Source organism: Micromonospora globbae, assembly GCF_003610785.1.
GTDB classification, from domain to species: domain Bacteria; phylum Actinomycetota; class Actinomycetes; order Mycobacteriales; family Micromonosporaceae; genus Micromonospora; species Micromonospora globbae.
Genome location: NZ_RAQQ01000009.1, coordinates 103773 through 117066, shown reverse-complemented (window position 1 = coordinate 117066; position 13294 = coordinate 103773). Strand labels below are relative to the sequence as shown.

Sequence of the window (13294 nt, the reverse complement as noted above, 5' to 3'; positions counted from 1 at the left end):
CCCCGGCCCCCGTCACCCCGTCGATCATGACGTTGTTGCCGCGACACGCCGGGCCTGAGGGCAACAACTTCATGATCAACCGACGGGGACCGACCGACGGGACCGGCCCGGGCGGGTGGGTGGGCGTCAGGTCAGGCGGGACTCGATCGCGTCGAGGGCGGCGGGCACGGAGTCGACCACGGTGAGCAGGTCGAGGCCGGCCGGCTTGAGGAAGTGCTGGTCGGCGAGGACGGTCAGCCAGTCCATCAGCGGCCGGTAGAACCCGTCGGCGTCCACGAGGACCATCGGCTTGGCGTGCAGGGCGAGGGTCGCGGTGGTCCAGACCTCGAAGAGTTCGTCCAACGTGCCCAGCCCGCCGGGCAGGGTCAGGAACGCGTCCGACTTCTCGATCATGAGGGTCTTGCGGCTGGCCATCGAGTCGGTGACGAGCAGCTCGTCCGACTTCAGGTCGGCGACCTCCAGGTCGACCAGCGCCTGCGGGATGACGCCGAGCGTGGGCCCACCGGCGGCCCGCGCGCCGTCGGCGAGCGCGCCCATCATGCCGACGCAGCCGCCGCCGCTCACCACCGTGTGACCGCGCCGGGCGATCTCCGCGCCCGTGGCGGTCGCCAGGTCCAGGAAGCGGCGGTCGAGCGTACGGGAGGACGCGCAGAAGACGCAGATGGCGGCCACGCTCAGCCCTCCCCCGCCTCGTCCGGGTCGGTCCGTCCGGCCTTCCGCTGGTCCGCCACCGCGTGCTGGGCCGCGGCGCTGCGCTGGTCGGCCGCCGTCCGGGCCACCGCCTCGTCGCGCACGGCCTCCTGCTCCGCGGAGAGCGCGGCCTCGGCCTCGACGATGTGGCGTACGGCGGCGTTGACGTCGTCGGTGAGGCAGATCAGGTCCAGGTCCACCGGCCCGATCTTGCCGCCCGCGGCCATCGTGTCGCGGAGCCAGTCCATGAGCCCGCGCCAGTACTCGGTGCCCATGAGCACGACGGGGAACCGGGTGACCTTGCCGGTCTGCACCAGCGTCAGCGCCTCGAACAGCTCGTCCATGGTGCCGAACCCGCCGGGCAGCACGACGAACGCCTGGGCGTACTTGACGAACATGGTCTTGCGCGCGAAGAAGTAGCGGAAGTCGATGGCGAGGTCGACCCAGTCGTTGATGCCCTGCTCGAAGGGGAGTTCGATGCCGAGCCCGACGGAGAGCCCGCCGGCCTCGCTGGCGCCCCGGTTGGCGGCCTCCATGACGCCCGGACCCCCGCCGGTGATCACGGCGTAGCCGGCCCGGGCCAGGGCGGCGCCCAGCTCCTCGGCCATCCGGCACTCGACGCTGTCCGGTCCGCTGCGGGCGGAGCCGAAGACGCTGACCGCCGGGGGGAGGTCGGCGAGGGTGTCGAAGCCCTCCACGAACTCGGAGAGGATCCGCAGCGCCCGCCAGGCGTCCCTGGTCTTCCAGTCGTCGCGCCCACGGGAGTCGAGCAGACGCTGGTCGGCCGTGCTGGTGGGGATCGCCTGGCGGCGCAGGGTGACCGCGCCCCGGTGCCGCTCCCGCCCGGGCGCCCGGCCCGCCTCACGTCCGTTGCTCTGACTCATGCAAGCAACCGTAGTGGAGCCGCATCGGCCGGGTGCGCGGGGCGCGAACGCGACGAGAAAGTTCGCGATCTTGGGCAACGAAATCTGTCGCCCGTACGTCTTACTATTCACATACCGGGTATGCCCCGGCGCGCGCCTTCGGGGGAGGAGCCAGCGTGATCAGCAACAGCGAGATGATCCGGATCCGGCGTCAGATGCAGCGGCGCATCCGCGACGTGGTGGCCGAGCGCCGCCGCGCCCGCCAGATGGAGCCGGCCGGCGGCGAGATGTCCGGCGACGGCGCCGACGTCCGGCCGCCCGTCGACCCGTCCCTCACCGCCCAGCTCTGACCGTCCCGGCCGCACCCGGCCGTCGTCGATCATGAGGTTCGCGTACCGGGGGCCGACGCGAACCTCATGATCGTGCGTACGGGTCTCAGTGGGCGGCCAGCCACCGGTGCAGGGTGGCGGCGCCGTCCCGGATCTTGCTGATCTCGACGTGCTCGTCCGGGTGGTGCGCGAGGTTGGGATCCCCCGGGCCGAAGTTCAGCGCCGGGATCCCCAGCGCCGCGAACCGGGCCACGTCCGTCCAGCCGAGCTTCCCGATCGGCGCCGCGCCGACCGCCGCCAGGAACTCCTTCGCCGGGGCGGCCTCGAGCCCGGGCAGCGCGCCCGCCGCCACGTCGGTCACGGCAAGGTCGAATCCCTCGAACACCTCACGCAGGTGCGCCTCCGCCTCGGCCGGCGTACGGTCCGGGGCGAACCGGTAGTTGACCTCGATGTCGCACCGGTCGGGCACCACGTTGCCGGCCACCCCGCCGTGGATCCGGACGGCGTTCATGCCCTCGCGGTACTCGCAGCCGTCGATCGTCACCCGCCGCGCCTCGTACGCCTGGAGCCGGCGGAGCACCTCGCCGGCGGCGTGGATGGCGTTCACCCCGTGCCAGGAGCGCGCCGAGTGCGCGCGTACCCCGGTGGTGGTGACCATCGCCCGCATGGTCCCCTGGCAGCCGGCCTCGACGATGCCGTACGTCGGCTCCAGCAGCAGCGCGAAGTCCGCCCGGAGCCACTCCGGGTGCGCCTCCCCGACGAGGCGCAGCCCGTTGTACGTCGACTCGATCTCCTCCGCCTCGTAGAAGAAGTACGTGACGTCGTAGCGCGGGTCGGGCAGCGTCACCGCCAGGTGCAGGGCGTACGCCACACCCGACTTCATGTCCGAGGTGCCGCAGCCGTAGATGAGGTCGCCGCGCATCGTGGACGGGAAGTTGTTGTTGAGCGGCACGGTGTCCAGGTGCCCGGCCAGCACCACCCGCTGCGCCCGGCCCAGGTCGGTACGCGCCATCACGGTGTTGCCGTGCCGGTAGGTGGTCAGGTGCGGCACACCCCGCAGGACCTCCTCGACGCAGTCGGCGATCGCCTTCTCGTTGCGGGAGACGGACTCGATGTCGACGAGGGCACGGGTCAGTGCCACCGGATCGGCGAGGACCTCGGGGGTCAGCGGGTTCTCCATGGTTCGCACGGTACCGTCAGAGCCGGTGAGGGCGAGGAGCGAGCGTCCGCCCCGCGAGAAGCGAACGAGAGGTGAAGCAGTGACGTCCGCGCAGTCCGCCTGGGGCATCGGCCTGGCCACCGTGACCGCTGACGACCAGGTGCTCGACACCTGGTACCCGACGGGGAAGCTGGGCCTCGGCGAGCTTCCGCTGGTGCCCGGCGAGGAGAAGGCGGACGTCCTGGATCTGCCGCCGGCGGCCGTCGGCGATCGGGCGCTGCCCGGCCTGCGCGCGGTCGAGGTGGTCACCGTCATCGGCTCGCTGGACGACCCGATCAAGGACGCCCCGGACGCGTACCTCCGGCTGCACCTGCTCTCCCACCGCCTGGTGCGTCCCGGCGAGGTCAACCTGGACGGCATCTTCGGCAAGCTGGCCAACGTCGCCTGGACCTCGGCGGGGCCGTGCCCGCCGGAGCGGGTGGACGAGCTGCGGGTGATCGAGCGGGCCGCGGGCCGGCACCTCGCCGTGTACGGGGTCGACAAGTTCCCCCGGATGACCGACTACGTGGTCCCGTCCGGGGTGCGGATCGCCGACGCCGACCGGGTCCGGCTCGGCGCGCATCTGGCCCCCGGCACGACGGTGATGCACGAGGGCTTCGTGAACTTCAACGCCGGCACGCTCGGCACCTCGATGGTCGAGGGGCGGATCGTGCAGGGTGTCGTGGTCGGCGACGGGTCCGACATCGGCGGCGGCGCCTCGATCATGGGGACGCTCTCCGGTGGCGGCACCGAGAAGGTGCGCATCGGCGAGCGCAGCCTCGTCGGCGCGAACGCCGGTGTGGGCATCTCGCTCGGCGACGACTGCGTCGTCGAGGCCGGCTGCTACATCACGGCCGCTTCGAAGATCACCCTGCCGGACGGCCGGGTCGTGAAGGCCCGTGAGCTGTCCGGTGTGAACGGGCTCCTGTTCTGGCGCAACTCGGTGACCGGCGCGCTGGAGGCCCGGCCGCGGACGGGCCGGGGCATCGAGCTGAACGCCGCGCTGCACGCCAACGACTGAGTGGCCCCTCCGGGCCCGCGACCAGCGGACCCGGAGGAGCACACCCGCTCAGCGCAGCCGGTACGCCTGGATGACGTGCTGGCTCACCGTGTTGCCGGCGGTGTCGCGGGCGGTGGCCCGCAGCGAGGCGTACCCGGGACCGGCCGGGTGCCGGACCGTGGCCGTCCAGCCGCCGCCGGTCCGGTGGGTCCGCGCCCGCTGCCAGGTCGCCCCGCCGTCGTACGAGACCTCCACCGTGAGCGCCGCGACCCGCGCACCCGGCGCACCCGGTTGCCGCTGCACCGTGACCGGGATCGCGAAGCTCCGCCCGGCCGGCGCGGTGTTCGCCGCGTCGAGCGGGGGCGCGAAGCGGACCGCCATGGCGGGCAGCGCCGCGAAGCCGTCGCCGGGCACGTGCCGGGACCGGAAGGTCCAGGACACGCCGACCTCGGTGCTCAGGTCGGTGAAGCTCCGCCTCGTCGTGGTCTCCAGCCGGTAGCCGGCGGCGGCCGGCGGCACCTCGAACTGGCCGAAGCCCGGGTCGGCGCTCTCCCCCACCAGCTTCCCGTCGCGGTAGAGGGCGGTCCGGGCACTGTCCGGAAGCGAGCCTCCGGCGTGCCCGTTCGCGTCGCTGTGCAGCGGCACGTCCACGAGGATCAGGTCACCCTGGCGGGTGATGCCCTGCCCCGGCCAGCGCGGCGCCGGGAAGGACGGCCCGTACGGGGCCGTGTTCCAGGTCTCCCGCAGGTGCTGGCCGGGCCGGTAGGTCCGCGGGTCGCTGGCGAGGACGGCCCTGGGCTCGAGCCACCCCTCCTCGGCCCGTACGCCGAAGGTCAGTTCCGAGTTCCAGCGCACGCCGCGGGCGCTGTAGTGCTCGACCCGCTGGCCCGGCACCGCCGTCGGCAGCACGACGGCCCAGCCGCCGACGCCCGCCACCTCGGGAAAGACGGCCCGCTCCGCCTCCATGCCGGCGTAGCCGCCGCGGAACCGGTGGGTGACGGTCGTCAGGTCGCGTGCCCGGTAGTGCCGTTCGAACCCGGTCGGCAGCCGGCCGGGGAACCCCTCGCTGAGCGCGTACAGGTACGGGCTGCTGGCCGCCTCACCGTCCGCCCACTGGCTGCCCAGCGTGCCGACGAAGCGGTCGGCGTCGCCGTCCGGCCCGAACTGGGCCGTCCGGAGCCCGGTGAAGTCGAAGCCGAGCAGCCCGAAGCCGTACGAGTTGCCGTTCTCCGCGAGGACGGTCGCCCCGATGTCGACGAGCTGCGGCGTGGCCTCCCGGTCGGGCACCGTCATCCGTACGGGCTTGGCCGTCCGTCCGTCGACGGTGACCTCCGTGTCCCGGTCGACGGTCAGCTCGGGACGGGCCGTCAGCGCCACCCGCGCGTCCTCGCCCTCGCCGCTGAACAGGAGGCTGACGAGGCTGTACCGTCCCTTCGGCACGCGCGCCCGCACGGTGCCGTCCGGGTCGTACAGGTCGATGCTGGTGCTGTCGGCCTGGTCGACGAGGGTGGTGGCGTGGTCGGCGGCGGGGGCGCCCGTGTCGTCCAGGTGCCGGACGGTCAGCGTGTAGCTCTCCACCTCCCGGTGCACGGCGAACGGGGTGACCGCCACCGTGTCGCCGGACCGGGCGACGATCCGCCCGGTGTGGTGCCCGTCCGTGGCGCCGACGCGCGTGTCGGCCGTGACGGTGGCGGTCGCCGTGCCGCCGGCCGGCACGGTGACCCGGCTCGTGCTCAGCGTGAACATCCCCGCCGGCGCGGCGGCGCCGTCCGGGCCGGTGGCCTCGACGGTGAGGTCCAGGGTGAGCGGGGCGGGGCCGTCGTTGCGCCAGGTCACCTGCCGGCTGACCGGGGTGTCGTCGTCGTGCGGCCAGTACGCCCGCCCGAACGAGACGCTCGCCGGGTCGCTGGTCACGGTCTGGCCGATCGCCCGGGCCACGTCGACCCGGCCGGCGCCCTGCGCGTACGCGCTCAGCCCGGGGTGGGGCCTCGCCGACGCCATGAGGGTCGCCTTGAGCTGCCCGGCCGTCCACCCGGAGTGCTGCTGGGCGAGGAGCGCCACGGCGCCGGTGACGTGCGGCGCGGCCATCGACGTGCCGGAGAGCGAGACGTACCCCTCGCCCGCCGGGTCGCCGATGACACCGTCCGCGGCGCGCGCCGCGACGATCTCCACGCCCGGCGCCGTGAGGTCCGGCTTCACCGCGTCGTCGCCGACGCGCGGGCCGCGGCTGGAGAAGTCGGCGAGGTCGTCGTCACGGTCGACCGCGCCGACGGAGAGTGCGGCGTCCGCGGTGCCGGGCGAGCCGACCGGGGCGAAGTCCCCGTCGTTGCCGGCGGACACCACGAACAGCGCGCCCGTCTCCGCCGTGAGGCGCGCCACCGCTTCCTCGAGCGGGTCGGTCTCGGGCGTGTCCGGGCCGGTGAGGCTCATGTTCACGACGTCGGCGCGCTGCTCGACGGCGGCCCACTGCATGCCGGCGAGGATGGCCGAATCGGTGCAGAAGCTGGTCTCGCAGACCTTGCCGGCGAGCAGCGTCGCGTCGGGCGCGACGCCACGGTAGCGGCCGCCGGAGGCGGCACCGCTGCCCGCGATGATCGAGGCGACGTGGGTGCCGTGCCCCACGAGGTCGCCCGGTGCCGGGTCCTCGGTGAAGTTGCGCGCATCGGCCACCCGGCCGGCCAGGTCGGGGTGCCCGGTGTCGACGCCGGTGTCCAGCACGGCGACGCGGACGCCCCGGCCGGTGAAGCCGGCCTCGTGGGCGGCGGGCGCGCCGATCTGCGGCACGCTGTGGTCGAGCGTGACCTGCCGCCGGCCGTCGAGCCAGACGCGGTCGACATCCCCCGCCATGTCGACCCGTCCGTTGGCCCGACCGGTGACCGCCGCCCAGACCTCGCCGGCCCGGGCCTTGTCGGCCGAGGCGGCGACCCCGCCGATGGCGGGCAGGTCGCGGGTCACCGTGACGCCCGCCGGGGCGGCGGTGCGCCGCTCGGCTCCCGCCCGGGTGCGCAGCAGGACGGGCAGGTCGTCGCGCCGGGCGTCGTCGTAGCCGGCCGCGACGAGCCCGGTGACGTCGAACAGCCTCCGGTCGACCCGGCCGGCCGCGATCAGCGGCAGCGCGTCGTGCGGGACGACCGAGAGGTGTCCGCGGTCGCGGCGGGTGAGGAAGCGGACGTGTTCGCGTCCGGCTGCGGGCCGGACGCTGACGCCGCCGGACGCGGTGACGGTCACCCGGTCGCCGGTCAGCAGGGTGACGGTGGTCGGCCGGTCGGCCGTGGGGGCCGCCGGCGCGGTGGCGGGGTCGGTCGCCACCGTGGGGGGTGCGGCGACGGCGACGGCCGGCGCGGCGAGCACGAGGGCGAGTGTGAGAGCGGTTCCGGTCAACTTCCTGATTCGGTGCAACGGATCCTCCTCGTGGAGCGTCGTAACCGATGGAGACATTGACGAACGTCAGCATCGCATACCCGGTATGCACGGACGAGTCGGAAAGTTGACGGAGTTCCCTGCGGGCACCACCGCCCGGCCGGGATGATCGGCCGGTGACGTCCATGAAGGAACGCATGCTCGCCGGCGAGGCGTACCGGCCCGACGACCCCGAGATCGCCGCCGACATGGCCCGCGCCGCCCAGCTGATGGAGCGCTTCAACACCAGCCCCGCCGACGACCCGCGGGCCCGCCTCGCCGCCCTGCGGGACCTGCTCGGCGAGGTCGGCGAGGACACCTGGGTACGCCCACCCTTCTACTGCGACTACGGCTGGCAGATCCGCGTCGGACCACGCTGCTTCGTCAACTACCATGCCGTCTTCCTGGACGTCGCACCGATCACCCTGGGCGCCGACGTCCAGGTGGGACCGAACGTGCAACTGCTCACGCCCACGCACCCCGTGGAACCCGAGGCGCGGCGGGCGAAGTGGGAGTCCGCCAAGCCCATCACGATCGGCGACAACGTCTGGCTCGGCGGCGGCGCCATCGTGCTCGGCGGGGTGAGCGTCGGGGCGAACACGGTCGTGGGGGCGGGCGCCGTGGTGACCCGCGACCTACCCCCGAACGTCGTCGCGCTCGGCAACCCCGCGCGGCCGACGCGGACCCTCGACTAAACGCGATCAAGCCTCTCACCTGCGCTAACAGCTCATCCGGCCACTTGCGGCCCGGCCCACCACCCGGCACTGTGGGTAGTGACGTCTTCACCAGGAGGCGGGATGAGCGGTCGGGTCCTCGAGCTTCGTGTCCACGGGGTGTCCAACACGCCTCCGGCGCAGACCCTCGGCATGCAGCCCGGGCCCGGCGGGGACCCGCCCCAGCCGCGACGGGTCGCCGGCGGCACGGTCACCGGCTTCTACCGCGCCCCCGGCACCGCGGCCGACGACCCGCTCGTCGTCGAGGCGTACAGCTGGGGGCAGCTGACCTCCGGGGCGCGGACCGCGCGGGACGTGGAGCGGGCCCTGTGGACGCTGCTGCTGCCGTTCACGCTCGCCAACGTCGCGTTGCACGCCCGGCCCGGCATCCCGCCCGACCCCGACCAGGAGCGGTGGTTCAGCCGCTCCGGCCTCACGGCCTGGCTCATCCGGCTCTTCTGCCTGAGCCTCACCTGCTCCGTCGTCCTCACGCTGACCGGGATCGGCGTCGACCTCATCGGCTGGCAGTGCGTCGACGACGACTGCCTCGGCCGGATCCCCGGACCGTGGGAGTTCCTCGGCCACGGCTGGTGGAGCGAGGGCGCCCGCGCGCTCGCCGTCGGCCTGCTCGTCCCGCTGAGCCTGCTCGCGCTGCTCGGGCTCGTCTCCTGGCGCACCTACCAGTACGAGGCCGAGATGCCCGCCGGACCCGGCACCGGCCTCTTCCCGCGCCGGACCGTCGCGGTGCCCGCGGACGCGAGGCCCCTCGTCGACCAGCCCCCGCAGGAGCCGCCGCCGGAGCCCGAGCCGCCGGAGCCGGACCCGACGAATCCCCTGGAGGACCGCACCTTCTGGTGCGGCGAGGGTCAACTGCGCCGCGCCGCGGTGCTGCACCTGTGCACCGGCGCGGTCGTCGCCACCGCGGCGCCGCTGGGGATGGTGCTCGCCATGGACCCGCCCCGGGGCCTCCGTGCCCTGGTCGCCTGGCCGGCCGTCGCGGCGGGCAGCGCCGTCCTGGTCATCACCGTCGTCGCGCTCGGCCGGCCGTACCTCACCCGGCGTACGGGCCCCAGCCCGCTCGGACGCTGGAGCGCGGCCGTCGCCGCCCTCACGGCTCTCACCGTGGCCGGCAGCATCACGGTGCTGCTGCTGCCGGACGGGCCGGCCGGCGTACCGCTGGCCGACCTGCGACCGCCCGGCGGCTGCACGCGCGACCCCGCCGTGGCCGGCTGTCACGCCGACCGCTCCCTGCCCGGGTACGACTGGATCGTCGCCTGGCTCGGCACCGGCCAACTGCTGTTGCTCATCGCCATCGGCGCGGTGGCCCGGTCCGGACGCCGGGCGCTCGTGCCGCCGGTGGCCGCCGGGCTGCTGCTGGCCCACGGCGTGTCCTGGATCGACGGCTGGCTGCCGCTGGCGCCGCCGGCACCGGAGGCGCTCGCGGTGTGGATGCTCGCCGTGCCGGCCGTCGGGCTCGCCGCCGTCGGGCTCGTGCTCCCCCGCACCCGCGCCGCCGCCTGCGTGCAGCCGCTGGCACCGCACACCGACGTCGCGTGGGGCGGGCGGGGGCCGGCCGTCATCGCGGGCCTCGGCTGGCTCCTCTGCGTCGCCAACTGCGCCGGCCTGCTCTACTGGGTGACCGACCGGCTCAACAACGGGGGCACCCCGAACGGCCGCTCCACGATCACCCCGCCGATCCCGGTGATGTGGACCGGCCTCGCGTTCGCCGTCGTGCTCCTCGCACTCGCCGCCACCCTCGTCCGGGCCGGCCTGCTCTTCCAAGGGCTACGCCGCCGGGCGTACGCCGAACTGGTCCTGCCCGGGCACCGCCTGTCCCTGCACGACCTGCGCCGGTGCCGGGACGTCAGCACCTTCCGGGCCCTGCACCGGCTGGTCGGCGAACACGCCATCCGGCTGGTCGGGTGCTTCACCGTGGTGGCGGCCGTGCTGGCCGCCCTCGGCAGCGCGGCGGCGCTGTCGCGTACCCGCCCGCACCCCGTGGACGCCACCGACGGCGCGGCGGTGGTCAAGGTCGTCGCCAGCGTCGGCGACTCCATGCTCGGGTGGCTGCCGGTGCTGGTCGCCGCGATCGGCGCGCTCGTCTACCGCAACGAGGCCGTGCGGCGCACCGTCGGCGTGATCTGGGACGTCGGCACGTTCTGGCCACGGGCCGCCCACCCGCTCGCCCCGCCGAGCTACGCCGAGCGGGCCGTGCCCGAGTTGCAGACCCGGATCGCCGGGCTGCTCGCGCTGACCGAGCACGACCCGCGCCGGATGGACGGCATCATCCTGTCCGGGCACAGCCAGGGCACGGTGATCTGCACGGCCGTGATCCTCCAACTGCCGGCCCGCTGGCGGTGGCGGCTCTGGTTCTTCTCGTACGGCTGCCAGCTGACCCGCCTGTACGGGCGCGTCTTCCCGGCGTACTTCGGACCGGACCGGCTGCCCACCCTCACCGCGGCGCTCACCACACCGCCCGGCTGGACCGGCTGGACGAACTTCTGGCGGGACACCGACCCGCTCGGCTGGCCGGTCAACGCGGGCCAGCACGACGTGGCCGTACGCGACCCCGAGGCGCTGCACCCCCAGGGCGGCGAGGTGGCCGACCCGCCGATCCGCAACCACAGCGCCTATCCGGAGGCGCCGGAGTTCCAGCACGAGCGGGCGCACGTCGCCCGGCTGCTGCGGCGCGGGGTGCCGCTACCCCGCCGGGGCTCCGGCTAGCCGGACCACCAGGTCCGCCCGGTCGGCGGTGCCCGACACCAGCGCGGCGTTGCGTTCGTCGCTGCCCAGCGCCCAGGCCCGCGCCTGGGCCGGTGACCGCCCGTACGCCACGTGCCGGGCCGTGAGCCGGCGCAGCCGCAGCTCCGCGTCCAGGTCGAGGAACCAGGCCTCGTGCAGCAGGGACCGCACCTCGTCCCACGGCGGCGTCGGCAGCAGCAGGTAGTTGCCCTCGGTCACCACGAGGCGCACCTCGGGCGGCACCTCGATGGCGCCGGCGATCGGCTCCTCCAGGTCCCGGCGGAACAGCGGCGCGTAGACCGGGGTCGGTTCGAGCAGGTGCAGCCGGCGCAGCAGCGACACGTACCCGTTGGCGTCGAACGTGTCGACCGCCCCCTTGCGGTCGGCGCGGCCCAGCCGCTCCAGTTCGGACTGGGCGAGGTGGAAGCCGTCCATCGGCACCAGCCGCGCCGCCGGCCCGACCTCGGCGACGATCCGCTCGGCCAGGGTCGACTTGCCGGCACCGGGCGCGCCGGCGATGCCGAGCAACTGTCGCGGGCCGGCCTCGGCCAGGGCGCGCGCCCGGTCCACCAGCTCCGCGACGGGAAGCACCCGCGGCGCCGCCATCAGCCGAGAACCGGCGTGCTGATGGCGAAGCGCGCCTGCACGGCGGCCTGCACGGTCTGCTGCTGCGGATCCAGGTCCAGCTCCGGCGGGCCGTCGCCCGCCCCGGGGCCGGCGGCGTACGCCATCCGGGCCATCATCGGCCGCTCCACACCCGCGTCGGCCAGCTCGACGAGCGCCGTCACCCGGGCGCCGAGCGCCTCGGCGTACTCCCGGGCCCGGGCGAGGGCGTCGGCGATGGCGGCGTGCCGGACCTCCCGGTGGACGGGGCTGTCGGGGCGCAGCGACCACCACGGCCCGGCCACCTCGACCTGGTCCTGGTCGGCCAGCCGGAGCATCAGCTCGCCGAGGGCCGTGAAGTCGGTGACCGCCACCGTGGTCGTGACGCTGCCGTGCCAGGCGACCACCCGCTCGCTGCTGCGTGCCGTCTCGGGCCGCACCCGCAGGTCGCCGGTCTCGCGGCGGTCGATCGCCGGGCCCTCCGCGTCGAGCAGCACCCGGACGGCGGCGGCCCGCTCGGCCAGCCGGGTGAGGGTGGCCTCCCGGTCCCGGTCGCGCGCCGTGGCGGTGACCGTGAACCGGGCCAGCTCCGGAGGCACCTCCCGGTACGCCTCGCCGCGTACGGTCACCACCGGCGCGTCCACCATGCCCTCACCCTAGTCGCGGCCGCGCCCGCGCGCCCGGCCCTGCCCCGAGCCGGTGGTCAGCCCTCGGCGGGCGGGCGGCACCCGGCGTACGTCACGACGTCCGCGCCGGCGCGGCACCCGGTCAGGTGGCCGCCGGCGGCGCCCAGGTCGCGCAGGTACGCCACCTCGGCCGCGTGGTCGCCGTCCGTCGGGAACTCCCGCCGGTGCTCGTGGAGCACCCGGTCGGGCAGCGCGTGACGCAGCTCCCGCGCCCGCCGGTACCGCGCGACGAGCGCGTCCAGGTCGCCCCGGTCGAGGGCGGCGGTCAGCTCGTCGAGGGCGGCACGCACCCGCTCCACCTGGCGGAGCACCTCGTCCCGGTTCTGGAAGAGCATGTCGGCCGTCCGTTGGGCGGGGGTGCCGGCCACCCGGGTGCCGTCCCGGAAGCTCCCGGCGGCCAGGCCGAGCACGGCGTCGCGCAGCGGCGAGTCGGCCACCGCCCCCGCGAGGCTCCCCGCGAGCACGTGGGGAAGGTGGGACGACAGGGCGACCACCGAGTCGTGCACCGCCGGGTCCATCGGGACCACCCGGGCCGCGAAGACGTCCACGAGGAGGCCGACCAGCGTCCGGAAGGCCACGATCCCCTCGGGCGCGGGGCAGAGCACCCACGCCGCACCGTCGAACAGCGTCGGCACGGCGGCCGTCAGGCCGGACCGCTCGGTGCCCGCCATCGGGTGACCGGGCACGAACCGGCCCGTCAGGCCGTGCTCGGCCGCGAAGCCGGCGATCCCGGCCTTCGTGCTGCCGACGTCGGTGACGACGCAGCGGTCACCGGTGTGCGCGGCGACGGTCAGCAGGGTCTCCGGCAGGCTCGGCAGCGGCCCGGCGAGGAACACCACGTCCCGGTCGCCGACCGCCTCGGCGAGGTCGTCGGGTACGCGTACGCCGCGCGCGCGGCCCTCGGCCCGCGTCGCCGGGTCCGGGTCCCAGCCGGTCACGTCCGGGTACGCCTCGTGCAGGCGGAGCAGGATCGAACCGCCGATGAGCCCCGTGCCCACGACGGCGACCCTCGGCCGCCCACCGGGTCTGTCCACCATCCACCCACCTCGGCGTCTCGGTCGTGCCCGCGAC

At 74.9% G+C, this 13294-nt stretch carries 11 protein-coding genes; 4 read left to right on the top strand and 7 right to left on the bottom strand.

Going from position 1 to position 13294, the window contains the following annotated elements:
- Positions 1 to 126: 126 nt before the first annotated feature.
- Complete coding sequence (locus D7I43_RS14415) at positions 127 to 672, bottom strand: LOG family protein (protein ID WP_120328999.1); 546 nt, start codon at positions 670 to 672, stop codon at positions 127 to 129.
- A gap of 2 nt (positions 673 to 674) precedes the next feature.
- Entirely contained in the window at positions 675 to 1574 is a 900-nt protein-coding gene (locus D7I43_RS14410) for an LOG family protein (RefSeq protein WP_120328998.1), read from the bottom strand.
- A 155-nt stretch (positions 1575 to 1729) separates the two neighbouring features.
- On the opposite strand from D7I43_RS14410, the gene D7I43_RS33035 reads away from it, so the two are divergent.
- Complete coding sequence (locus tag D7I43_RS33035) at positions 1730 to 1903, top strand: hypothetical protein (protein WP_192902154.1); 174 nt, start codon at positions 1730 to 1732, stop codon at positions 1901 to 1903.
- Between the two features lie 85 nt (positions 1904 to 1988).
- On the opposite strand, the gene dapE is transcribed toward D7I43_RS33035, so the two are convergent.
- Positions 1989 to 3062 carry a succinyl-diaminopimelate desuccinylase gene (dapE, locus tag D7I43_RS14405; RefSeq protein ID WP_120328997.1) on the bottom strand — a complete coding sequence of 358 codons (1074 nt, stop codon included), beginning with the start codon at positions 3060 to 3062 and terminating at the stop codon, positions 1989 to 1991.
- Positions 3063 to 3141: 79 nt separating this feature from the next.
- Here dapE and dapD point away from each other — a divergent pair, with 79 nt between their 5' ends.
- Positions 3142 to 4101: a 2,3,4,5-tetrahydropyridine-2,6-dicarboxylate N-succinyltransferase gene (dapD, locus tag D7I43_RS14400; RefSeq protein ID WP_120328996.1), complete on the top strand. Its 960-nt coding sequence runs from the start codon at positions 3142 to 3144 to the stop codon at positions 4099 to 4101.
- Positions 4102 to 4149: 48 nt separating this feature from the next.
- Here dapD and D7I43_RS14395 read toward each other — a convergent pair whose 3' ends face one another.
- On the bottom strand, positions 4150 to 7461 hold the full coding sequence (locus D7I43_RS14395) for a S8 family serine peptidase (RefSeq protein ID WP_338041999.1): 3312 nt from the start codon (positions 7459 to 7461) through the stop codon (positions 4150 to 4152).
- Positions 7462 to 7616: 155 nt separating this feature from the next.
- Here D7I43_RS14395 and D7I43_RS14390 point away from each other — a divergent pair, with 155 nt between their 5' ends.
- Both D7I43_RS14390 and D7I43_RS14385 read left to right on the top strand, forming a co-directional pair.
- Positions 7617 to 8174 carry a sugar O-acetyltransferase gene (locus tag D7I43_RS14390; RefSeq protein WP_120328994.1) on the top strand — a complete coding sequence of 186 codons (558 nt, stop codon included), beginning with the start codon at positions 7617 to 7619 and terminating at the stop codon, positions 8172 to 8174.
- Between the two features lie 102 nt (positions 8175 to 8276).
- Positions 8277 to 10916: a hypothetical protein gene (locus D7I43_RS14385; RefSeq protein ID WP_120328993.1), complete on the top strand. Its 2640-nt coding sequence runs from the start codon at positions 8277 to 8279 to the stop codon at positions 10914 to 10916.
- Here D7I43_RS14385 and D7I43_RS14380 read toward each other — a convergent pair.
- The 3 genes from D7I43_RS14380 to D7I43_RS14370 are packed head-to-tail and all read right to left on the bottom strand — an operon-like array spanning position 10893 to position 13260.
- Entirely contained in the window at positions 10893 to 11540 is a 648-nt protein-coding gene (locus tag D7I43_RS14380; protein WP_120328992.1) for a nucleoside/nucleotide kinase family protein, read from the bottom strand. The two genes, D7I43_RS14385 and D7I43_RS14380, sit on opposite strands and share 24 nt — an antisense overlap.
- Complete coding sequence (locus tag D7I43_RS14375) at positions 11540 to 12184, bottom strand: SIMPL domain-containing protein (protein WP_120328991.1); 645 nt, start codon at positions 12182 to 12184, stop codon at positions 11540 to 11542. The genes D7I43_RS14380 and D7I43_RS14375 overlap by 1 nt, the downstream gene beginning before the upstream one ends.
- 56 nt (positions 12185 to 12240) lie before the next feature.
- Complete coding sequence (locus D7I43_RS14370; protein WP_120328990.1) at positions 12241 to 13260, bottom strand: prephenate dehydrogenase; 1020 nt, start codon at positions 13258 to 13260, stop codon at positions 12241 to 12243.
- Positions 13261 to 13294: the final 34 nt, after the last annotated feature.

Bases quoted from the DNA above. Each gene is read 5' to 3' on its own strand.
- D7I43_RS14410 (WP_120328998.1), bottom strand. From the start codon at position 1,574: ATGAGTCAGAGCAACGGACGTGAGGCGGGCCGGGCGCCCGGGCGGGAG.
- dapE (WP_120328997.1), bottom strand. From the start codon at position 3,062: ATGGAGAACCCGCTGACCCCCGAGGTCCTCGCCGATCCGGTGGCACTG.
- D7I43_RS14385 (WP_120328993.1), top strand. From the start codon at position 8,277: ATGAGCGGTCGGGTCCTCGAGCTTCGTGTCCACGGGGTGTCCAACACG.
- D7I43_RS14380 (WP_120328992.1), bottom strand. From the start codon at position 11,540: ATGGCGGCGCCGCGGGTGCTTCCCGTCGCGGAGCTGGTGGACCGGGCG.
- D7I43_RS14375 (WP_120328991.1), bottom strand. From the start codon at position 12,184: ATGGTGGACGCGCCGGTGGTGACCGTACGCGGCGAGGCGTACCGGGAG.
- D7I43_RS14370 (WP_120328990.1), bottom strand. From the start codon at position 13,260: ATGGTGGACAGACCCGGTGGGCGGCCGAGGGTCGCCGTCGTGGGCACG.